26 protein-coding genes and 2 pseudogenes are annotated in these 22,237 nt (G+C 40.4%); 25 read left to right on the top strand and 3 right to left on the bottom strand.

The genetic code is table 11. The features are described 5' to 3' along the window. Positions 1–8: 8 nt before the first annotated feature. The 5 genes from mutL to DIC78_RS00830 all read left to right on the top strand — a co-directional run bounded on the left by mutL (position 9) and on the right by DIC78_RS00830 (position 3,354). Positions 9–1,892 carry a DNA mismatch repair endonuclease MutL gene (gene mutL, locus DIC78_RS00845; protein WP_127695198.1) on the top strand — a complete coding sequence of 628 codons (1,884 nt, stop codon included), beginning with the start codon at positions 9–11 and terminating at the stop codon, positions 1,890–1,892. 185 nt (positions 1,893–2,077) lie between these two features. Then, positions 2,078–2,224, top strand: a complete 147-nt coding sequence (locus DIC78_RS21510; RefSeq protein WP_164848132.1) for a hypothetical protein — start codon at positions 2,078–2,080, stop codon at positions 2,222–2,224. Between the two features lie 40 nt (positions 2,225–2,264). Continuing rightward, a complete protein-coding gene (locus DIC78_RS00840) occupies positions 2,265–2,462 on the top strand; it encodes an XtrA/YqaO family protein (protein ID WP_106020749.1) in 198 nt (65 codons plus the stop codon). Between the two features lie 42 nt (positions 2,463–2,504). After that, entirely contained in the window at positions 2,505–3,185 is a 681-nt protein-coding gene (locus DIC78_RS21715) for a hypothetical protein (RefSeq protein WP_223203915.1), read from the top strand. After that, complete coding sequence (locus tag DIC78_RS00830) at positions 3,091–3,354, top strand: hypothetical protein (protein ID WP_106020751.1); 264 nt, start codon at positions 3,091–3,093, stop codon at positions 3,352–3,354. The genes DIC78_RS21715 and DIC78_RS00830 overlap by 95 nt, the downstream gene beginning before the upstream one ends. Positions 3,355–3,389: 35 nt before the next feature. Here DIC78_RS00830 and DIC78_RS00825 read toward each other — a convergent pair whose 3' ends face one another. Further along, entirely contained in the window at positions 3,390–3,656 is a 267-nt protein-coding gene (locus DIC78_RS00825; protein WP_059292755.1) for a hypothetical protein, read from the bottom strand. Positions 3,657–4,113: 457 nt separating this feature from the next. Here DIC78_RS00825 and DIC78_RS00820 point away from each other — a divergent pair, with 457 nt between their 5' ends. From DIC78_RS00820 to DIC78_RS00785, 9 genes and pseudogenes are all read left to right on the top strand, one after another. After that, positions 4,114–4,578 (top strand): hypothetical protein, encoded by a 465-nt coding sequence (locus DIC78_RS00820; protein WP_106020753.1) that lies wholly within the window; start codon positions 4,114–4,116, stop codon positions 4,576–4,578. A gap of 160 nt (positions 4,579–4,738) precedes the next feature. Further along, a complete protein-coding gene (locus DIC78_RS22115; protein ID WP_106020755.1) occupies positions 4,739–4,948 on the top strand; it encodes a poly-gamma-glutamate hydrolase family protein in 210 nt (69 codons plus the stop codon). Between the two features lie 139 nt (positions 4,949–5,087). Continuing rightward, positions 5,088–5,217, top strand: a pseudogene (locus tag DIC78_RS22110) (hypothetical protein). Between the two features lie 15 nt (positions 5,218–5,232). Next, positions 5,233–5,682 (top strand): ArpU family phage packaging/lysis transcriptional regulator, encoded by a 450-nt coding sequence (locus DIC78_RS00810; protein WP_127695196.1) that lies wholly within the window; start codon positions 5,233–5,235, stop codon positions 5,680–5,682. After that, positions 5,682–6,224, top strand: coding sequence for a tyrosine-type recombinase/integrase (locus DIC78_RS00805; RefSeq protein WP_127695194.1), 543 nt, complete (start codon positions 5,682–5,684; stop codon positions 6,222–6,224). The genes DIC78_RS00810 and DIC78_RS00805 overlap by 1 nt, the downstream gene beginning before the upstream one ends. Before the next feature lie 232 nt (positions 6,225–6,456). After that, entirely contained in the window at positions 6,457–7,194 is a 738-nt protein-coding gene (locus DIC78_RS00800; protein ID WP_127695192.1) for a hypothetical protein, read from the top strand. Positions 7,195–7,429: 235 nt separating this feature from the next. Beyond that, positions 7,430–8,134, top strand: a complete 705-nt coding sequence (locus tag DIC78_RS00795) for a hypothetical protein (RefSeq protein WP_127695190.1) — start codon at positions 7,430–7,432, stop codon at positions 8,132–8,134. Positions 8,135–8,758: 624 nt separating this feature from the next. Then, the gene (locus tag DIC78_RS00790) at positions 8,759–8,947 is read left to right on the top strand and encodes a hypothetical protein (RefSeq protein ID WP_024121464.1); all 189 of its coding nucleotides are present in this window, start codon (positions 8,759–8,761) and stop codon (positions 8,945–8,947) included. Positions 8,948–9,111: 164 nt separating this feature from the next. Then, complete coding sequence (locus DIC78_RS00785) at positions 9,112–9,600, top strand: putative periplasmic lipoprotein (protein WP_127695188.1); 489 nt, start codon at positions 9,112–9,114, stop codon at positions 9,598–9,600. Between the two features lie 423 nt (positions 9,601–10,023). Here DIC78_RS00785 and DIC78_RS00780 read toward each other — a convergent pair whose 3' ends face one another. Then, positions 10,024–10,470: a YrvL family regulatory protein gene (locus tag DIC78_RS00780; protein ID WP_024121467.1), complete on the bottom strand. Its 447-nt coding sequence runs from the start codon at positions 10,468–10,470 to the stop codon at positions 10,024–10,026. A gap of 248 nt (positions 10,471–10,718) precedes the next feature. Continuing rightward, positions 10,719–11,276 carry a hypothetical protein gene (locus tag DIC78_RS00775; RefSeq protein ID WP_095713862.1) on the bottom strand — a complete coding sequence of 186 codons (558 nt, stop codon included), beginning with the start codon at positions 11,274–11,276 and terminating at the stop codon, positions 10,719–10,721. A gap of 119 nt (positions 11,277–11,395) precedes the next feature. Between DIC78_RS00775 and DIC78_RS00770 the strand changes: the two genes are divergently transcribed. The 11 genes and pseudogenes from DIC78_RS00770 to DIC78_RS00725 all read left to right on the top strand — a co-directional run bounded on the left by DIC78_RS00770 (position 11,396) and on the right by DIC78_RS00725 (position 22,209). Continuing rightward, entirely contained in the window at positions 11,396–11,998 is a 603-nt protein-coding gene (locus DIC78_RS00770; RefSeq protein ID WP_024121469.1) for a TetR/AcrR family transcriptional regulator, read from the top strand. 178 nt (positions 11,999–12,176) lie between these two features. Further along, entirely contained in the window at positions 12,177–12,851 is a 675-nt protein-coding gene (locus DIC78_RS00765) for an MBL fold metallo-hydrolase (protein ID WP_024121470.1), read from the top strand. A gap of 177 nt (positions 12,852–13,028) precedes the next feature. Beyond that, positions 13,029–13,151, top strand: a pseudogene (locus tag DIC78_RS21710) (hypothetical protein); the annotation flags it as partial. A gap of 73 nt (positions 13,152–13,224) precedes the next feature. Beyond that, positions 13,225–14,091, top strand: a complete 867-nt coding sequence (gene fabD / locus DIC78_RS00760) for an ACP S-malonyltransferase (RefSeq protein WP_127695186.1) — start codon at positions 13,225–13,227, stop codon at positions 14,089–14,091. A 450-nt stretch (positions 14,092–14,541) separates the two neighbouring features. After that, on the top strand, positions 14,542–15,507 hold the full coding sequence (locus tag DIC78_RS00755) for an acyltransferase domain-containing protein (RefSeq protein WP_127695184.1): 966 nt from the start codon (positions 14,542–14,544) through the stop codon (positions 15,505–15,507). A gap of 5 nt (positions 15,508–15,512) precedes the next feature. Then, complete coding sequence (fabD, locus tag DIC78_RS00750) at positions 15,513–17,816, top strand: ACP S-malonyltransferase (RefSeq protein ID WP_127695182.1); 2,304 nt, start codon at positions 15,513–15,515, stop codon at positions 17,814–17,816. A 93-nt stretch (positions 17,817–17,909) separates the two neighbouring features. Next, the gene (locus tag DIC78_RS00745) at positions 17,910–18,158 is read left to right on the top strand and encodes an acyl carrier protein (RefSeq protein WP_024121473.1); all 249 of its coding nucleotides are present in this window, start codon (positions 17,910–17,912) and stop codon (positions 18,156–18,158) included. Then, positions 18,136–19,383: a polyketide biosynthesis malonyl-ACP decarboxylase PksF gene (locus DIC78_RS00740; protein ID WP_127695180.1), complete on the top strand. Its 1,248-nt coding sequence runs from the start codon at positions 18,136–18,138 to the stop codon at positions 19,381–19,383. The genes DIC78_RS00745 and DIC78_RS00740 overlap by 23 nt, the downstream gene beginning before the upstream one ends. Further along, the gene (locus tag DIC78_RS00735) at positions 19,384–20,646 is read left to right on the top strand and encodes a hydroxymethylglutaryl-CoA synthase family protein (RefSeq protein WP_106020778.1); all 1,263 of its coding nucleotides are present in this window, start codon (positions 19,384–19,386) and stop codon (positions 20,644–20,646) included. After that, positions 20,634–21,416, top strand: a complete 783-nt coding sequence (locus DIC78_RS00730; protein WP_106020780.1) for an enoyl-CoA hydratase/isomerase — start codon at positions 20,634–20,636, stop codon at positions 21,414–21,416. Before DIC78_RS00735 ends, DIC78_RS00730 begins: the two co-directional genes overlap by 13 nt. A gap of 43 nt (positions 21,417–21,459) precedes the next feature. Then, positions 21,460–22,209: a polyketide synthase gene (locus tag DIC78_RS00725; RefSeq protein ID WP_106020782.1), complete on the top strand. Its 750-nt coding sequence runs from the start codon at positions 21,460–21,462 to the stop codon at positions 22,207–22,209. Positions 22,210–22,237: the final 28 nt, after the last annotated feature.

Genomic DNA, 22,237 nt, shown 5'->3' with positions numbered 1-22,237 from the left:
TGATGAATGTGGCAAAAGTCATCCAGCTGTCAGATGAACTTTCAAATAAAATTGCGGCGGGCGAGGTTGTGGAACGGCCCGCCTCAGTCGTGAAGGAATTGGTGGAAAATGCCATCGACGCTGACAGCACAGTCATTGAAATCGACATTGAGGAAGCGGGTCTTGCATCCATTCGTGTTCTGGATAATGGAGAAGGAATGGAAAATGAAGATTGCAAGCGTGCCTTCCGCCGCCACGCAACAAGTAAAATAAAAGATGAGAATGATTTATTCAGAGTGAGAACACTTGGCTTTAGGGGAGAGGCACTGCCGAGTATTGCGTCTGTCTCCCATCTGGAGATTACGACAAGCACGGGAGAAGGAGCGGGAACGAAGCTCATGCTTCAAGGCGGAAACATCATTTCTGAATCGCGTTCCTCAAGCAGGAAGGGAACCGAAATTGTCGTTTCCAATCTGTTTTTTAATACACCGGCCCGCTTGAAATATATGAAAACCGTTCATACAGAGCTTGGGAATATTACGGATGTGGTCAACCGGATTGCGCTGGCACATCCGGAGGTATCGATCCGCCTTCGCCATCATGGAAAAAATCTTCTCCAAACGAATGGAAATGGAGATGTGCGCCATGTCCTTGCCGCGATTTACGGTACGGCTGTCGCTAAAAAAATGCTGCCTCTTCATGTCAGCTCACTGGATTTTGAAGTGAAGGGATATATCGCTCTGCCAGAGATTACACGGGCATCGAGAAATTACATGTCGTCTGTCATCAATGGCCGTTATATTAAAAATTTCCCGCTCGTCAAGGCGGTGCACGAAGGATATCACACACTTTTGCCAATCGGACGCCATCCGATCACATTTATAGAAATCACCATGGACCCGATTTTAGTCGATGTCAACGTGCACCCTTCGAAGCTTGAGGTACGGCTCAGCAAGGAAACAGAGCTGCACGACTTAATTCGTGACGGCATAAAAGATGTATTTAAACAGCAGCAGCTGATACCGAGCGCACAGCTTCCGAAAAAGTCAGCACCTGTGATCAAAAATGAGCAGCAGTTCATGACCTTTGATGAAAAACCTGCTGAAAGAAAAGTGCCGGAAAAAGCGCCTATGCCTTCGTATTCACCAATGAAGCTCAGTTCAGTTGTCAAAGAACCAGTTGAGATAGAAGACGAATTGCCTTCAGAGCAGCTTGAAACTCATTCTGTGGCTGAAACAAAACAAGATATTGCAGAGCCTGCTGTTTCAGAGGAATTGCCTGAAGCATTCGAACAGGAGCCCGCTCAGGAACTTCAGCAGCCATCATCTGAACGTGTGCCGATCATGTACCCGATCGGCCAGATGCATGGGACCTATATATTGGCGCAAAACGAAAACGGCTTATATATTATCGACCAGCATGCCGCCCAAGAGCGTATTAAATACGAATATTTTCGTGAAAAGGTTGGGGAGGTTGAGCCTGAGGTGCAGGACATGATTGTGCCGCTGACGTTCCATTATTCCACGAACGAGGCACTCATTATCGAACAGCATCTACAAGAGCTCGAAAGCGTAGGTGTCTTTTTAGAGTCTTTCGGCTCGAACAGTTACATCGTTCGCTGCCACCCGGCTTGGTTTCCAAAAGGAGAAGAAGCCGAGCTGATAGAAGAAATCATTCAGCAGGTGCTCGATTCGAAAAACATTGATATCAAAAAACTGCGCGAGGAAGCGGCGATTATGATGAGTTGCAAAGGTTCAATCAAAGCAAACCGCCACCTCAGAAACGATGAGATCAAAGCGCTCCTGGACGATCTCCGGAGCACATCAGACCCATTTACATGCCCGCACGGCCGTCCGATCATCATTCACCACTCGACATATGAGATGGAAAAGATGTTCAAACGCGTGATGTAGCAGGGTTTGGTGAAGGGGAATACACCCTTTTCCATATTTTGCCCATGCATTTCAAGCATTGAGATATTCTTCGGAATCACTCAATGCTTTTTTTATTGTGTTTTTTCAGTAATATGAATTTAAACATTTGAAGTCATCTTGACTGTAGAAAATAAAAACTTACGTCAGCATAGGGAAGTCATTACATGGATTATGACGAAAGAGGAGCGTTTGGAGTATATAAAAAAACATCCAATCATTTCAACAGAAGAACCACAGACAAAGCTGCAAGTTTTCCCGATGAACGATTGGATGTGATGACAGTCATTAGACGTCACCCGTATGGAAAATAGAAACTCAACACTTTTATTATACCATACGGGGGCGTTTATAGTGAACTGTCCAAAACATATAGAAAATCTGGAACAGGTACTTAATCAAATTGAAAATGACAAAAATTACGTCATTGTGATTGACGGAAACAATAAATCATTCAAGTTAACGGAAATGCCAGAGCACTGGAAAACCTTCGTGCAAACGTCAAAAGGCAATCTTTCCAGAATTGATTTTGAGATCGGATATAAAATGTGACGCAGAGGGGCCGGTCCTCTCTGCAATATGGGAGGAACGGACATGGATAAATTGCAGGAAATTATAAGTGACTTGTCATTGTGGCAATTAGCTTCTGAGGAGGAGCTGCAGCCATGTGATATAAACGCAGGGCCTTGCTACATCATCGAAAAGAGATATGTCAAAGAAATTATGATCGGCTTCATGAAAAAGCAGCAGGCAATCATCGAGGAAAACAAGCGCCAGCAGGAAATAATGGTCCATCAATTCCGGCAGGCTCAGGAAGAGATTCAGCGGCTAAAAGGAGAATTAAAGCAAGCTCACGAGAAATGCGAAATGAAAGAGTATCTGATTTTAACCACTAGACATAGAGATATGACTTTCGGCGGCAGTGTTCATTTGTTTTGGGGAATCAACAGTAGCGGATATACAGCGATTCTACAGCGTGCGGGGCTTTATACAAAAGAAGAGGCCTTTAAAATCGGTAAGCATTCTGAGGGTCAGGACATACCGGTTCATTTCTCACAATTTGGATTTGACCGTGCTTTCTTTGAAACAAAAGAACGTTTTGTACAAATACTGTTCTGTATTCAATATCTGAGGAGTCTAAAAAGATCATTGCTGACTGGAAAAAGGATGGTGCTGCTGAATGATTCCTTTACAAGTAGAGCTTCAGCGGGCAGTCAAAGCTACGAAGGACGAAGCGATGACCATTTACGAGGCGGCCGAACACTTAAAGGTTAATGTCGAGGAAGTGCCTATGATCGTTGCTCAGGCTGACGATCTGAAAATGGTTGGTAAGGACGCAATTATTGCAAAAAGAGACAAGACAAATGGCTGGCTGATTGGGGTGATTGCAGTGGTTTTATTCCTTACGATTGCCGTTCTACCGGGAGTGATTGGGAGTAACTAGGCTAGGGGAAGAGGAGGCTCATAGCCTCCTCATAGTTAACTTGAATAGTAGGCGGTATAAGATCCATCAGGATAAAAAGTAACATTGTCTAAATAATATGTTGTTCCGTTTATAGTGATTGTTGGACCTGGCTCTGGATCAGAAGGTAATCCACGAACAACTAGGGTTCCTAATGCAGATACTTCCTTTGTTGTACTTTCTTCAGAATGAGTATTAGTAGGGCTTGCAGCAAAGGCAGGAGCAGCGGAAACGAGTAAAGCAAGGGACAATGCAGAACCAGTTAAAACTTTTTTCAATTTCATTTTAAACACTCCTTTTGTTTTTAGTACAACTGTATTATTACATGAAATGAAAAAATATCCAAGGGAATTTTTGTTAGTAATTTGTGAACTTAGTTTAAATATATAAATCCGCCCAGATGCCAGCTGCCCGAAATGCGGCTGCAGCTTGGGCGTTGAGGAGGAATTTGTGTGATGGATTACAGGCAAGTTCATAAGCTGAAAATCTTGCCGGAATACTTCAAGTAATATCCCTTGTGGCTCTAGCGCCATCCCACTTTTTGGTTGTGCGAATAAAGTCGTACTTTTGGTGATTTTGTACGAATAAGATCGTATTCATTATCAATTATATATTTGTAATCGAGAATAGAAAACAAATAATCTAGTAGAAAATAAAATAAAGCCCAAAAATATAATTTACATTAATTTACTAATATGTTAATATTTTTATTGTGCGAAACAACAATATGGGGGGAATAAAATGGTGAAAAAGATTCTTACTTTGTTTAGCGTACTTATTTGCTTGGCGATCAGTCCGTTTGCAACGGCGAATGCATCATCATTGAACTCTGAAAAACCGACTGCGAATTCTGTAACCCCGGCTGCTTCGTGTTATGACTCTTACGATTTTGACTTTGAATTTTTCACTAAACTCACGGGAATAACCAGAGCCCTTTGTGCAGGAACCTTGAATGTTTCAGGAGAAATTTATGCTACTGGATATGAATCGGAAGACAAAACGACAGTATTAGTTGAGATTAAAAAAGATGTATTGGGCACTGACCCAGTGATCGACAGTTTTACAATAGATGTTGCAGATGGTGAAACCACCTATTTTGATGAGGATTTAGTAGATATACCAGCAGGAAATTATTATATAGTCATGAAAAAACAATCAGGTTCATATTGGTATTTTGAAGGATCTGGAACAATTTCAACTTATTAAATACAAAAATATGCCCACACCTCTTCTGGTGTAGGCATATTTTTGTAGAAAAGTGTTTACATCGTAAACAGTCTAGCATGTTAAAGTTGGCGGCACTGATCGAGTAAGAGCGCAGAAATTAACGGATGTACTTAACCAAGCCGGATTTTCTGCGTAGTTATTGGCGGAAGACAGCCGACCTGCAGGAACTGACCCGGAAAATATCGCAAATAGAAATAGAACTGGTAAGAGTATTCAGCTTGAACTTAGTACCGGTTTAAGAAAGGCTATGTTCAATAAATTTAATCTCTTTGACCGTTATGTATCACAAAATGAACAGTTTTATAAATTTACAGAATTAATTTCTAAATTCGCGGATAAAAATTATTAGAATAATAGATAAAATAGAAGTATGAATATAAACGTAATTAAAATTAAATAAGTCCAAGACGGAAAGCCTGCGGACACTGAACTTACAGCATTAAAGCTGTTTGTTTGGTGTCCGTTTTTTATTTGAACGGAGGGATGGCATGAAGAAGAGGAAGAAAAAGCCCAATAAAAACGCACAGGAGCGTTCTGAACGGTTTTGGCGGCAAATGATGGGTGCAAGATAGGCAAACATTGAAAAGAGGCAAAGGCGGGGCTTTAAGACGCAAATAAACGGGAGGTAAAACTATCAATCAATTAACATTAAACATTCCTCAGATTGACGAAGAAGCGACTAAATTAAAAGCAGAGAAGCTGCTTGATCAATACCGGTTATATCTCTTACAGGTGCCAGATGATTTTTTGCCAAAGGTTACACCTACTTACAGCATTGTTCCACCAAGTATCACGAATGAGTTTCATTCCTCAACGGAAGATGCAGCATTAAAGCGTCTTGATTGGGAGATTCAGCGTGATAAATTCTTAAAAAGGATTCAAAGGGCTGTTAACCGGCTTTCTCAAAGAGAACGGCAGATCATCGTCATGCTCTATATGCAACTGGAAGAAATGTATGATTATGAGGTATATGCAGAAATGGGAATGAGCCAGCGCAGCTATTATCGTGTAAAGGCAAAAGCTCTCTATAGGCTGGCGTTTGCTCTAAGAGAAGAAGTCTACAAGAAAGGGGCAGCTTCTTAATGGATTTTTTTCAGCCTATACGTGATCCGGAATGCATCTTTTACATCAAGAGGTTTTTAAAAGAGCAAAACATGAGGAATTACATGCTATTCGTGACCGGTATCAATTCAGGGCTCCGCATATCAGATATTCTGCAGCTGAGAGTGAGAGACGCGAAACGGCCATACTTCAATCTCATAGAGAAGAAAACGAAAAAGAAAAAGAGAATTGATATGACGCCAGCTCTTCAAAGAGAATTTAAGGCCTATGTCGAAAGGAAAGAGGATCATGAATTTCTCTTTAAAAGCCGTGAAGGGATTAACAAGCCAATATCCCGGTCGATGGCATACAAGATTCTCAGGGCGGCTGCTGAGTATGTTGGTTTAGATGACATCGGCACTCATACATTGAGGAAAATATTTGGCTATCACTTTTACAAACAAACGAAGGACGTTGCCATGCTGCAGGAGATATTTAATCACTCGGATCAACGGACAACCCTGCGGTATATTGGAATCAATCAAGACGCCATGAACAACGCTATGAAGAAATTCAAAATATAACCCGGCTCATCCAAAACAACAAGGATGGGCCTTTTTCTTTGCATTTTTCGTCAATTCCTCAAAAATAACAGGTGTGTAATTCATTTTAGGGATATTGGTTAAAAACAGAGAGGACAAGGGGTTGGCCAGTTCGACGAGTTGCACAGTATAAAACATATGGGTAATTCAATATTGATAATATGCCGATAAGTAAGTACATTATAATATATGAATAATTTGGGAGATGTGATGTGTGCTTAACTTATTAAATCAGGGATGGATTGGTTCATTAATAGGACTTTTCGGTATTTTATTTGCAATTTATTCTCATTATAAAAACAGAAAAGTAAATGAACTGACATATACATTCAAAAGTGAAAGAGTAGTTGGAAAAAACGATAAAGCTCCGGAAGATATAGAAATTATTTTTAAGGGGAAGTCTGTTGAAAGAGTAACCAACACTCAAATGACTGTTTGGAATAGTGGAAATGTTACTATTGAGGGGAAAAACATTGTAGAAAAAGATCCTGTTAGAGTAGTAATTAGTGAGGGACAAGAAATTATTTCTGCAACCATATTGGAAAAAAGCAGTGATGCAAATGATTTTATAATTAAAATAGACGAAAAGAACCCTAACATTCTAGAAGTGAAATTTGATTATTTAGATGCTTCGGATGGTGCTGTAATAGAAATATTGCATACAGATGATAAAAATTTTTATAAATTAAAAGGGTCAATTAAGGGGCTAAAATCATTTTACTCTTTCTCAACACTTGAAGCACCCTCTGTACGTTTATTACCTTTTTTCACCTTACTGGTAGTGAGTCTTTTGGGGGTAGCGTCAGCTTATGCAATAATCGACATTGTCTCTTCCGATACCTTTTCTATTATTATGTTAATAATTAATATATTGGCATTGTTATTTGCAACTATTAATTTTGTTTTTTTAAGAAACAAGAGAAGGAAGAAACCGAAAAAACTTATAATTTAAAAAAATGGCATAAACTTGGCAGGATAACGGCACTCCATTTTCTTTAAAGTGAGTTATTATGGTAATAGGTAATAGATCAAGGAAGCGGCACTGCTGATAAGCGGGGTCGCTTTTTTTATTCTCTGCAAACTGCATCGGTTAACAGTTATTTGAATCACAGAAAACGTTCGACAAATTTTGCAAATTGTTTCTTTGTTCATTCCCTTTACCGATAATAAGGTAGAGGTGAAACAGTGTGGACGAAATTATAAAAACTTTTGGTGTACTACCCACAGCATTAACAGCTGCAGCAGCTATTATAGTACCATTTATTACTTTTATTTTAGGTAGAATCAATGAAGATCATAAAGTTAAGTTTGAATACAGAACTTTTATGGTGATGGATGAGATAACAGGAAAATACCATCTTAAAAATGCTCCTTTTGTAAAGGAGGGGGCCAAGTTATTATTGCCTAATAGCTACGAGAGTTTAGAGAGATTAATAATAGGAAAAAGACTTGATCAAGATGCGAATTTCACTGATGTATCTAGATTTAACTATTTACAGGTAAGGACTGTAGGAAAAAGTATTATTACAGGCGGATACATTAAAATAAAATTAGGTAACGATGATAAGAGCATAATAGAAACATCTTTGCCATTTATGCTTCCCGATGATGAGGTTTATATACCACTGGATATAAATTATGGGAATGTTACGAATCGCAAATATGGAATTAAAAGAATAGATGTTTGGTATCAATTGCAAACAGGACAACGGATGAAATATAAAAGTGTAAGATCATTTAAAGAGGAAGAAAACGAGACAATCATTGAAGATAGCCATAGTGTAAAAAAATTTCATTTATATTACTGGAGGATACAAAATTTAAGAGGAAAGAATATGGGATGGTATTATCTAAATTTAAATAAAGACGAACAAAAGAACCCTTCTAACTGAAGGGTTTATATTCTCTGTAAACTGCTTCCGGTAAATCTCAGAATAGACAATTGGGGTTAACGGTTTGAGCGAGCGCGGTGGCAGTTTAGAGGGAATATTATTTAATGAAACCAATATTTCATTAAGAACGTATCAATATTAGTGCCGTATTTGATTAGCCTTATTTGACAGATTACTTTTATGAAAGTGGTGATATGATGGATTGGCCTTGGTATGCTGCAATGATTATTGCATTGGCAGTTGCATTTGGTTTATTTGATAGTAAAAAAGAAAAAATATAGAAAAAAATGAAGTATGTAGTGAATGGTATTGATGTGTAAAGCCTTGCGTATATTAATTAAAGATTGAATGGGTCTAACGCAAGGCTTTAACTAAGCGCAAATAAAGTGTTGAAGGTGTTACGCTCAGATAAAATTATTATCTTAAATTTTATTTTATATTCGTTAAGGCGCTTTTTATATTCTCTGTAAACTGCTTCCGGTAAATCTTACGATAGACAATTGGCGGTACGGTGGCAGTTTAAAAAGAATAAATATGTGATTTAAAGGGAATCGTTCGACAAATTTTGCGAACTGTTTCATTTCTAGAACACTTGTCTGATAATAAAGCAAGAGGTGAAAGTTTATGAAATTTGAAGTTGTTTTTTGGTTTGATAATGAAAATTTAAGAACAGCTAAAGTAATTGCAGAATCTGAGAAAGCACTTATAAAAGAATTGCAAGAATGTGAACATTGGTATGAGTTTGAAGATGGTAAGCGTATAGCAAATGTTAATATGCGACTTGTCACGCAATTTGATGTAAAAAGAAAATAAAAAAGCATCCCTCGGGGTGCTTTTTTATTTGGGTAGTTGCGCGATGCAGGTGCACATGTGAACAGAGGAAAGGAACGTATGGGGGAGGGATTAACTTTTGTCTATTAAAAAGTAGTTTGAAACAATCATGTAAGGTATACTCTTCTCATAATGGAGGGAGTTACATGAAATACATAATAATTACTTTGATATCTATTGGACTGCTTGCTGGCTGTTCAACCAGCAATGAAACGAAAAACAATGACACTACGAAACAGAATGAAATAAACAAGGAATCAAACACAGATGGGTTGTCTATAGTTGATGCTGGTGTTACTCAAGAAGACGAGTCTACAGACACAGCACGGACAGAAGTTAACGAAACAGTAAAGGAAATTGCTACTCAAGCATCATACGAAGAATTAAATGTAAACGATCCACCAGTTGATAAAGTTGTGAAGATAACTGGCACAGTCGAGAGTGTAATGGATGAAGGTGGTGCTTTGGATTCGTTTATAATTTCTCAGGAAGAAGATGGTGAAAAGTGTTTGTATCAAGTGATGAACATGAGTTACTTAACATTAACTAAGGGTGATAAGCTTTCAGCTTACGGCCCTGTGCAAGAAGGTGAAGAGACACCGGTGATTACAGGCGTTCTAGTAGAAAGAGAGTAAGACATCCGGTTGGGTGTCTTTTTATATTGGCAAAGGAGAGTATGAATAGGATACAAAATATTCGAAGGAGAATTAAAGATGACTAAGCAATTCATCAAAAAGATTTCATATGTATCTTCACTCGCGAATGAAAGGACAAAGAGTGAGGGCTATGCCCTTAAGCCTATGAGAATATGAACCGCCTCTGGTTGCCCGATCCTGCCTCACCCGTAGCCGGGGCTGTGATGCACACTAGACACAGCAACAAGAAGAAACGAAACCATAACAAGTTTTTAGACATATTTTGATTTTTGTTTTGCATTTCAGGTTTCATTCCTCTAACTGTTTTACACTTTCTCGTTGACTATATAGGAAAGTGAGGCGACGAAAATGTCATTACAGCATAAAACCGCTTGAATCAATCACAAGCGGTTTTTTATCGGTTTATGTTTTAGGCCGATCATCAAATGCTAGTTCAGTGAACGCCATAAATGCTGATATGACAAAGAGTAATGCGTCCGGAATATAAATAGAATCCATAAAGTAATCTACTAAACAAATTGTTATGAAATTAGCGATGAAATAAAAAACAAATGTGAAAAGTGCTGTTTTTCTGATAGAAAGTGAATGGATCATTATCAAAGAAACGACTTTTGTTAGAGGGTCTATAACCAGTCCAGCAGCAAAGCATCCCAATATAAAAAACAATAAGGTTTGATTGGAATCGTATGTGATGCCGAGGATGGCAAATAGCCCTTTCATGCCGAAGAAATAACCGCCGAAGATCACAGCAGCTGCAATTGTGATAAGGAGGGCAATGGATACAATCACTATTATTTTTGAGCTTGGTTTTAAGTCTTTAAATGGCGTGTCGTGTTCTTTCTGGCTCACGTATTACACTCCTTACATGTTAGTGATTCACAATACAGCAGAACTCATAAAATAATAATAAAAACAGGATATGTTTCCTAGGCAAGTGCCTAATGAAAAAAGCGAAAATCCGACAGGTATACTGAGAAAGCAGAGGCTTATTTCATATAAGCTCCTTATCTAGATGACTTGCATAAAGTGTAACATACATTTACAAAAGTGAAAAAATCCTTTTTCTATTGAAAAAGGATTTTTTAGCGAGACTAATTTTAACTTCTGAGATTTTTTGAAGCTTTCGCTTTTTTCGGCCAGATAAAATAACTGGCGGTGATCAGGCAATCAATGCCCAGAATGACTGTCCATAGCTTTAAAACACTGCTCAGCGCTTCGGTACGGGCAGCATCATTAATAAAATAAATCATCCCGGCCAGCAGCCCGGCACCAATAAGATAAGCGAGCACATGTCTGATCAAGCTTTTCGCATAATGTTTCGCATGATCCATTCCATAGCGCACAAGCGGTTTTGAGCCTTGCTTTGTTACATAATAACGGAATTTTTCATCCGCCCATTGGATCATTTGCTTGCCGAAAGCAATCGATACGCCGATGTACACTGCAGCAATCGCGTGTGCAGTAGTCGCAACGGCTCCGCGGTATAAGTCCGCAGACGTCATTATTAACAAAATCAGGTCAATGACAGGGGTTAAGGCAAAAAGAAACAGCCCTAATTTATCTTGTTTAAATAGATAGCGTACGACAAGGCCTAACACTATTACAACCCAAAATCCTATTTCGCAGAAGACAATCATCCAAGCGACACTGTTCAATCTGTTCCCCTCTTTCTAATACAGTTGTATTATTTAATATGATTTTACCATCTGCGTTTTTATAAAACAACTGTATTATAAAAATTGCTCTCTGATTTTTTTCTTGGTAAAATAAAGATATGCCAAAACAAATTGACCATGAAAAAAGAAGAAAACACATTGCAGAAGCGACATGGCGGGTGATTTTAGAACGAGGGATGGAGGGGGCCTCAGTCAGAAACATTGCCAAAGAAGCAGGACTGTCGTTAGGTGCGCTTCGCCATTATTTTTCAACTCAGGATGAATTGCTTGTTTTTGCAATGAAACTTGTCAAAGAAAAGGTGACAGCCCGCATTAATAAAATTGCTGCCCTTGATTTGCCGCCTAAAGAAAAAGTGTTACACATACTGCTTGAAATTGTCCCGACAAATGCTGAAACGATTAGAGAGATGGAGGTATGGTTTGCTTTTACTGTTTATGCGAGACATAAAGACAATATGTTTGATGCGGGACATGATGAGATTTACAAAGCAATTCGAAATCTGATCGACTACTTGGACCAGCTTCATTTATTGCAAAAACATGCTGATAAAGAAATAGAAGGAGAGAGGCTGTACGCTTTAATCGATGGTTTGGCTTTACATGCGATGTTTGACCCTCGCCGTGTGAATAAAGAACGGATCAAACGTGTTATGATGCAGCATTTACAATCTATATGCGTTGATGAATCAGCCCAAGAGTGAATAGGTCACTGCAAAAAGTTATTCTTAATGGACAAGTCTCCAAAAAGAATAACTTTTTTTATGTGAATCAAGCCGTAACTGCAAGAATGAATTGAAGAATGGAAAAGCCGCATACCGTTTGGTAAAGTGGGAATGGAAGAGAGAATGAAAGAACTTCATATTGATAGGAATGGTGAAAATGGTTACTTATGCGGTACATACGATCAAAACATTTCATCAAGGGTGGACTAACTATTGTTACATCATTGAAGATATTGTAAGCCGATCTGCGATAGTTGTTGATCCATCATGGGAATTGAGTAAACTAACTAATAAACTTTCTGAGCTGGAGGTTGATTTATCAGCAATTCTTTTAACGCACTCTCATTATGATCATGTAAATCTTGTTGAGCCGCTCACGGCATTATTTCATCCTCAAGTGTATATGTCGAAAACAGAAATCGACTTTTACCAATTCAGATGCAAAAACTTAATTGCTCTTCAAGACCGTGAAACCATCAGCATAGGAATGACGAAAGCGCAATGTCTGCTTACACCTGGGCATACAGCCGGCGGGATGTGTTATTTGTTTTCAGAAAGTATATTCACAGGAGATACGATTTTTACGGAAGGATGCGGGATATGTGAAGATCATGGCAGTTCCGCAGATGATATGTTCGATAGTGTTCAGAAGATAAAATCCATCGTTTCCCCAGAAGTGCGGGTTTATCCGGGGCATTCATTTGGTCAAACACCAGGGCAAACAATAGGTGAGCTTTTAAAACATAATATTTATTTTCAGATTGATAAAAGAGAATACTTTGTGAAATTCCGCAATAGAAAAAACCAAAGAGGCATTTTTGATTTTAAATAAGTTTTTCCGAAATCATTCTATTAGACTATTTTCTTTCTGCATCCGAAAGATTTGCCTTTTGAAAAATGATGACAAAGCACGGGTTGATTTTATTAAGTAATGAAATGAAGCTTATGTATCATCATCTTTTGGCACGAGTGATATGCAGGTCTATTTTCTTATGTTTTACAGCATGTCCTGATTCTTTATACCTTTATGGAAAAATGCAGAGAAAAAACGATGGAAAGTGTAGGAAAAATTAACTTGACGGATAATATTTACAGAGGTTACCATCAACATGAACATGCTACTATTTATCCGGGGCAATACTTATATTTTCTATAACGTAAGTCAGCAGGTAATTATATATGCGGGGAAGGGTGGCTTTAATAGAATGATCACATATGTTTTTCCGGGACAGGGTTCACAGAAACAGGGAATGGGCAGTGAGTTATTTGATGAGTTTAAAGAACTGACGGCACAAGCAGATGAGATCTTAGGGTATTCTATCAAACGCCTATGCATAGAAAATCCTTATTCAAACTTAAACAAAACGCAATTTACTCAGCCGGCCTTATATGTAGTGAACGCATTAAGCTACCTGAAAAAAATACAGGAAACAGACATAAAACCCGATTTTGTTGCCGGGCACAGCCTTGGAGAATACAATGCGCTATTTGCGGCTGAAGCCTTTGATTTTGAGACGGGGTTAAAGCTTGTCAGAAAAAGAGGCGAGCTGATGAGCATGGTAAGCAACGGCGGTATGGCGGCCGTTATGGGACTAAATGAAGAACAGGTTTCAGAGGTTTTGATAGATCATCATTTACATGCGATTGACATTGCGAATGTAAATGCTCCTTATCAAATTGTGATTTCAGGTCAAAAAGAAGATATTGACAAAGCCGTACCCATCTTTGAAGCCAAGACAGACGTTACGATGTTTCTCCCCTTAAACGTCAGCGGTGCGTTTCATTCCAGATACATGAATCATGCAAAGCAGGAGTTTGAACAGTTTCTTGACACTTTTCATTTTGCTCCTTTATCTATTCCGGTTATTTCTAATGTATATGCCAGACCGTACTCTTCTGAAGTAATTAAGCCGACACTGGCGGATCAAATCAACCATTCGGTAAAATGGACTGAAAGTATACGCTTTTTAATGGAAAAAGGTCAAATGGAGTTTGAGGAAATAGGACCGGGAAATGTGTTAACAGGATTGATCCGCCGCATTGAAACAGATGCGGAACCTATGACACGCTAAACCGATTTCTATACCAAAAGGCCTCAAATTCGGGTCTAAAGTATACGTCATGCATGATTCGATAGACACTGTTAAAACTGAAAGAATTTATATACTGTTACATAAAGAGGCTCATAAAAAAAGTTCGCTCTCTAGCGGACATTTGCACTATCGCAGTCAGTTTTTATATTACGATAAACCATCGCTCTCCTTTCAAGAGAACCGCCCTTTATTTCAAAAACATCTAAGTCATAATAGAGTCGATGTTTTTGGCGATGCCAAAATGATTCACATCAAATTCAGATACTTCCAAGATCACTTCATTAACGAGCTTCTACATCCAGAACAACAAAACCAAAGCATTTTTCCATTCATGTTATAAACCATAAAACGAGGCTTTTCTCACAGGCAGCCAGCATTATCATATTTCCGTAACTCACCTTTAAATACATAAAAAAGAAGGTTATACAAATGAATGAACCACTCGTTTTTATGTTTTCCGGACAAGGCTCTCAGTACCATCATATGGGAAAAGAATTATTCAGCAAAAACACCGTTTTTCGCCAATGTATGCTTGAAATGGATGCCATTGTCTCTGGGCGAATCGGCATATCTATAGTCAATGAAATGTATCATTCCGCTAAGCGTGTATCGGAACCGTTTGACCGTGTCCTTTATACGCACCCCGCTATCTTTATGGTTGAGTATTCTTTATATCGGGTTTTCGCAGAAAAGGGAATCCAGCCTGATTACGTGCTGGGGGCAAGTCTGGGAGAATTCGCGTCAGCTGCTGCTTCCGGTGTTTTAGACGCAAAAGAGATACTGGAATGCATACTTGAACAGGCTACCGTCATCGAAAAATACTGCGATAAAGGAAAAATGCTGGCTATACTCGACAAACCGCAACTATTACTTGATCATCCGCAGCTATTTGAAAATAGTGAATTAACCTCCATTCATTATGATTCGCACTTTGTCATTTCGGGAGAAAGTGAAAACATACAGCAGATCACTGATGTCCTGAGAGAGAACGGGATTCTCTGCCAGCCGCTGCCTGTATCCTACGGATTTCATTCTTCCCTTATTGATCCTGCAGAAGATGTATATAAAGAATTTTTAAGATCAAAATCTTTTAAACACCCTTCAATCCCGTTGGTATCCTGTTTAACGGGAAGGAGCATTCGCGAGATTCATAACGATTTCTTTTGGGATACTGTAAGAAGACCAATGAGATTTCGAGAAGCTATTCAATTTTTGGAAAGTCAGCATACGTGCCATTTCATTGATTTGGGGCCTTCAGGAACCTTAGCTGCGTTTGTTAAACAATTAATCTCGGGAGATTCAGCGAATCGCTGTTATTCAATCATCACACCATTTCATCAGGAGCTGAAAAATCTGGAGATGGTTGAGCGTTTACAGAAACTAGAAAGGAAGTAAACAAGATGATTACATATGTTTTTCCAGGACAAGGCTCCCAGCAAAAAGGAATGGGACAAGGACTTTTTGAGCAATATCAGCATTTGACGGACCAAGCAGATCAAATACTTGGATATTCAATCAAAAAACTCTGTACTGAAAAAGGCTATTTCGATGTCAATCATACTCAATATACTCAGCCTGCTTTATACGTGGTCAATGCACTCAGTTATTTGAAAAAGCAGGAGGAGATCGGCGAAAAACCTGATTTTGCGGCGGGGCATAGCTTAGGAGAATACAACGCGCTGTTTGCAGCAGGCGCATTTGACTTTGGGACAGGCTTAAAGCTGGTGAAAAAAAGAGGCGAGCTGATGGGACGGGTTACTGGAGGCGGTATGGCTGCGGTGATCGGTTTAGATAAGGAACAAGTTGCAGCCGTATTAGAAGAACATCATTTACATACGATTGATGTGGCAAATGAGAATACACCTCGGCAAATTGTGATTTCCGGGCAAAAAAAAGATATTGAAAAAGCGGGAGCTGTTTTTGAAACCATCCAGGATGTAAAGCTGTTCCACCCGTTAAACGTAAGCGGAGCTTTTCATTCCAGGTATATGGATGAAGCAAAACAAGAATTTAAGCAATTTATAGAAACATTCCATTTTGCGCCTTTGTCTTTTCCGGTTATCTCGAATGTATATGCAGAGCCTTATCAACAGGAAAGGCTGAAAGAGACCCTGTCTCAACAAATGAACAGCACGGTTAGATGGACAGACAGCATTCGTTTTCTTATGGGAAGAGGAGCAATGGAGTTTGAAGAAGTCGGTCCTGGAAAGGTGTTAACCGGCTTAATTACCCGCATAAAAAATGAAGCGGAGCCGTTAACACATCATGCTGATTCAACAGAGAAAAATGTCTTTCCCGGCCAGCAAAATGAACAAGCAGAAACTGACGCCCATTCAGCTCGAATTTCTGCTGAGATTACAGCTCATTCATTAGGAAATGCCGAGTTTAAAAAAGACTATCAACTTACATATGCTTATCTTGCAGGAGGAATGTACCGCGGAATTGCTTCGAAAGAAATGGTTGTAAAGATGTCAAAAGCGGGGATGATGGGGTTCTTTGGCACGGGCGGTTTGGATCTGAATGACGTTGAGGATGCGATTCTGTCTATTCAAGGCGAATTGGGGCAGGGACAAGCCTATGGCATTAACCTTGTGCACAATATGAAGCATATTGAATCAGAAGAAAAAATGATTGATCTTTTATTGAAACATAATGTGAGACATTTGGAAGCCTCCGCATTTCTAAGTGTCACTCCTGCTTTAGTTAGATATCGCGCCAAAGGATTGAAACGGCGTCCAAACGGTGAAGTGATATGTTTAAATCGAATGATAGCGAAAATCTCAAGGCCTGAGGTTGCCGAATCCTTTATGAGTCCTGCGCCGGAGAATATGGTAGAAAAGCTTTTAAGAGAAAACAAAATCACAACTAGTGAAGCTGAGTTATTGCGGGAGATCCCTGTGGCAGAGGATATTTGTGTGGAAGCAGACTCAGGCGGTCATACGGACGGCGGTGTTGCATACAGCTTGATGCCGGCGATGACATTATTAAGAGACGAAATGATGAAAAAGTATCGATATAACAAAAAAATACGCGTCGGTGCGGCAGGCGGGATAGGGACTCCTGAGGCGGCGATGGCTGCCTTTATGCTCGGTGCTGATTTTATCTTAACCGGCTCAATTAATCAGTGTACGGTTGAAGCGGCCACAAGTGACAGAGTGAAAGATTTATTGCAGCAAATGAATGTTCAAGATACGGCGTATGCGCCAGCGGGTGATATGTTCGAATCGGGCAGCAAAGTGCAAGTGCTAAAAAAAGGTGTGTTTTTTCCGGCGCGAGCCAGCAAGCTGCATGAACTTTACCAGCGATTTGGATCATTGAGTGAGATCGATCAAAAGACCTTAACTCAGCTAGAGGAGAAATATTTTAAACGCAGTATCGAAAAAATATATGAAGATATTAAATTACACTATCCATCGGCAGAGATTGAGAAGGCTGAACGGAATCCGAAACATAAGATGGCATTGATTTTCAGATGGTACTTTAGGTATAGCTCGCAATTGGCGATCAGCGGAAGCGAAGAGTCTAAAGTCGATTATCAAGTTCACTGCGGCCCTGCGTTAGGGGCTTTTAATCAATGGGTCAAAGGCTCAGAATTAGAGAGCTGGCGGAACCGTCATGTGGATGACATCGGGAAAATATTAATGACAGAAACCGCAAAGTTACTTAACGACAGAATTGCATTATTTTCTCAAAAGGCGCTTTAAAGTCTATTGTGCAATAATAAAAGATTGAATATTGCGAAAAAAATGGTTGAAGCCTGAATGTTTAACATTCCATTTAAAGGAGAGACAAACGTTATGAATAAACAGAAAGTCTTCGAAGTATTGATTACTAATATTTGTGAGGTTCTTCCAGAATTGGACGGACACCGTTTTGAGCCTGAAGATCGATTAGCTGATTTAGGGGCTGATTCTGTAGACAGGGCTGAAATTATAACCATGGTGCTTGAGGATTTATCATTAAAAATCCCTCGTGTCGAGCTGTCTGGTGTGAACAACATCGGCGAATTAGCTGAGGTGCTTTATGACAAAGTACAATCCGCCTGAGATTCTGGTGACCGGTGTCGGAGTAACGGCAGCGATCGGCCAAGGGAAAGAGGCTTTTGTTTCTTCGTTATTGTCTGGGAGGCATGCCTTTGAAGTGATGCAGCGCCCTGGCAGACAAAAAGACAGCCGGTTTATTGGAGCTGAAATTCCTTCGTTATCTTATCCGGACCGTCTTTCTAAGAAACTGCTAAGAAAAGCGTCATTTTCCAGCCGGGCTGCTTTGGTTACTCTCTCAGAAGCCTGGGAGGAGGCGAAGTTAGACGATGTTGGTTCCGCACGTATCGGGCTGGTAGCAGGAGGATCGAACTTTCAGCAAAGAGAGACCCTCCAGCATTATGAGAATTATAGGGACCGCTCTGGTTTCATGTCGCCAGCATATGCACTGTCTTTTATGGATAGCGATCTTTGCGGTCTTTGTACAGAACAGTTTGGAATCACCGGTTTAGCTTATACGGCGGGAGGTGCTTCCGCAAGCGGCCAGTTAGCGGTGATTCAAGCAATTCAGCAAGTCCTGTCAGGAGAGGTAGATATTTGCATCGCACTGGGGGCGTTAATGGATATTTCCTATATGGAATGTGAGGCGCTTAGGGCTTTAGGCGCTATGGGAACGGATAAATATGCTGATGAGCCGGAAAAAGCGTGCCGTCCCTTTGACAAGAACAGAGATGGATTTATTTATGGAGAATGCTGCGGCGCATTGGTGATAGAACGAAAAGATACGGCTGTCCGCCGGGGCGTAAAACCCTATGCTGCATTGTCAGGATGGTCAATCAAAGTAGATGGGAACCGCAATCCTGATCCTTCTTTAGAAGGGGAGATCTATGTCATACAAAAGGCATTGGAGCGAGCCGGTCTCACACCTGAAGAAATTGATTACATAAACCCTCATGGCACGGGTTCTTTCATTGGAGATGAAATTGAATTGAAGGCGCTGCATGCTTGCGGTCTTTCTCATGCTTATATAAATGCAACAAAATCAATAACCGGGCATGGGCTCAGTGCAGCAGGCATTGTTGAGATTATTTCTGTACTGCTTCAAATGAAAGAATCACGCCTGCATCCGAGCCGGAATTTACATGATCCAATTGATCCTTCCTTGCATTGGGTGACGGATCAATCAATTTCACACGACATAAAAAACGCGTTGAGTTTAAGCATGGGTTTTGGCGGAATGAATACCGCTGTTTGTATACAAAACATTGAAAAATGCGGAGGCGAATCATAAATGGTTTCTGCTGGAATAGAAGCGATGAATGTCTTTGGCGGAACGGCATACCTTGATGTCATGCAATTAGCCAAGTACAGACATTTAGATACTGCTAGATTTGAAAATTTATTAATGAAGGAAAAAGCGGTAGCACTGCCTTACGAAGATCCTGTGACCTTTGGAGTGAATGCGGCTAAACCGATTATTGATTCACTAAGTGACGCAGAGAAGGACAGGATTGAATTGCTGATCACCTGTTCCGAATCTGGGATCGATTTTGGAAAATCATTAAGCACCTATATCCATGAATATTTAGGGCTCAATCGCAACTGCCGTTTGTTCGAAATAAAACAAGCCTGTTATTCAGGAACTGCCGGATTTCAAATGGCAGTGAATTTTATATTATCCCAGACGTCTCCGGGTGCCAAAGCACTGGTCATCGCCAGTGATATTTCCCGTTTTTTAATCGCTGAAGGCGGAGACGCTTTAAGTGAGGATTGGTCCTATGCCGAACCGAGTGCCGGAGCGGGAGCAGTGGCTGTTTTGATAGGCGAAAATCCCGAGGTGTTTCAAGTTGATCCCGGGGCAAACGGCTATTACGGCTACGAAGTGATGGATACGTGCCGTCCCATTCCCGACAGTGAGGCGGGAGATGCTGACCTGTCTTTAATGTCATATTTGGATTGCTGTGAACAAACGTTCTTGGAATATCAAAAACGTGTACCCGGGGCTCATTATCAAGATACGTTTCAATATCTAGCCTACCATACGCCTTTTGGCGGGATGGTGAAAGGGGCGCACCGGACGATGATGCGTAAGATGGCAAAGGCGAAAACGGCCGAGATAGAAACTGATTTTTTGAAACGGGTACAGCCTGGATTGCTCTACTGCCAAAGGGTCGGAAACATTATGGGAGCCGCATTGCTTCTGGCGTTGGCTAGCACTATTGACAAAGCGCAGCTTGACTCGCCTAAACGAATCGGCTGTTTCTCCTATGGTTCAGGCTGCTGTTCTGAATTTTACAGCGGAATAGCAACGCCTCAAGGCCAAAAACGCCAGCGTTTATTTGAAATCGAGAAGCACTTGGACAATCGATATCATCTTTCAATGGATGAGTATGAAACGCTGTTCAAGGGAAGCGGGATGGTCCGGTTCGGAACTCGTAATGTCAAGCTGGATCTTGAGATGATTCCGGGGGTATTGCAGTTTCATCAAGAAAAGCCGAGGCTGTTTTTAGAAGAAATTTCTGAGTTTCATCGCAAGTACAGGTGGATGTCGTGACATACCAAACGATTAAGGTCCGGTTTCAAGAGTCAATTTGCTATCTAACCTTTCATCGTCCTGACGCTAATAATACGATCAATGACCAATTAATCGATGAATGTTTACAAGTGATGAATCAATGTGAGACAGCTTCCGTTACGGTCATTGTTTTAGAGGGGCTCCCGGAGGTATTTTGTTTCGGAGCGGATTTTCAAGAAATATATCAGGAGATGAAAAGCGGCAGAAAACAAGCGAGTTCTCAAGAACCTCTCTATGATTTGTGGCTGAAATTGCAGACTGGTCCTTTTGTCACCATTTCACATGTGCGGGGAAAAGTAAATGCCGGAGGTCTTGGATTTGTGGCTGCCAGTGATATTGTCATAGCGGATCAAACTGCATCATTCAGTCTGTCCGAGTTATTATTTGGTCTTTATCCAGCTTGTGTGCTGCCATTTCTGATTCGCAGGATCGGCTATCAAAAAGCGCATTATATGACATTAATGACAAAACCGATTTTTGTTCAGGAAGCCATGGAATGGGGCTTGGTAGATGCCTATGACGCTCAAAGCGAGGTCCTGCTGAGAAAGCATTTATTGCGCTTACGGCGGTTAAATAAAAAGGCAATTGCGCGGTATAAACAGTTTATCAATTCATTGGATGACCGCCCGCGGCGTACGAAATCCATGGCTTTAACTGAAAATCAAGACATGTTTTCCGACCCTCAAAATCAAATGGGAATCATAAGGTATGTTGAAACGGGGCAGTTCCCTTGGGAGAAGAGCCCGTAAACTGTGTGAAATACATACAATCAGAAACCGTTAGGAGGACATCATGACGCATTCTGTTGTAGAGCTTTTTAAAATCGAGCCCGCTATTATTCAGGTCAAGATGCATGACCGTGCTCATAAAAACGCGTTTTCGCAAGAACTCACAGACGGATTAATTCAAGCGTTCGAATTCATTCGCAATCAACAAAGCTATAAAGCAGTGATTTTAACGGGATACGACAATTATTTTGCTTCAGGCGGAACACAAGAAGGTTTGCTGAGAATCCAGCAAGGAATCACTAAGTTTACTGATGACAATCTCTATTCTCTGGCACTTGATTGCAGAATTCCCGTCATTGCTGCCATGCAGGGTCACGGAATTGGGGGCGGCTTTGTCATGGGGCTCTTTGCTGATTTTGTTATTCTGAGCAGGGAGAGCGTGTATACCACTAATTTTATGAAATACGGGTTTACACCGGGTATGGGAGCTACTTTTATCGTTCCCCAAAAACTCGGGTTCAGCTTGGCGCAGGAGTTATTAATGAATGCAGGCAATTATCGGGGAGCCGATCTCGAAAAAAGAGGAATACCCTTTAAAGTCCTCCCTCGATCTGAAGTTTTGGAGTATGCTGTGGAGCTGGCGCGTGAGCTGGCGGAAAAACCGAGAAACTCCTTAATTACACTAAAAGACCACTTGGTTGCGCCGCTTCGCGAGCAGCTTTCCAGCGTGATAGAACAGGAGCTCGTTATGCATGAGAAAACATTTCATCAAGACGAAGTCAAAACGAGAATCACAGGTTTGTATGGGAATTAATTGAAAATAAAAATGATCGTCGTGTGAT

It is taken from the genome of Bacillus halotolerans, assembly GCF_004006435.1.
GTDB lineage: Bacteria > Bacillota > Bacilli > Bacillales > Bacillaceae > Bacillus > Bacillus halotolerans.
Note: the sequence above shows the minus strand (reverse complement) of the source record. Positions and strands in the feature narration are given on the sequence as shown.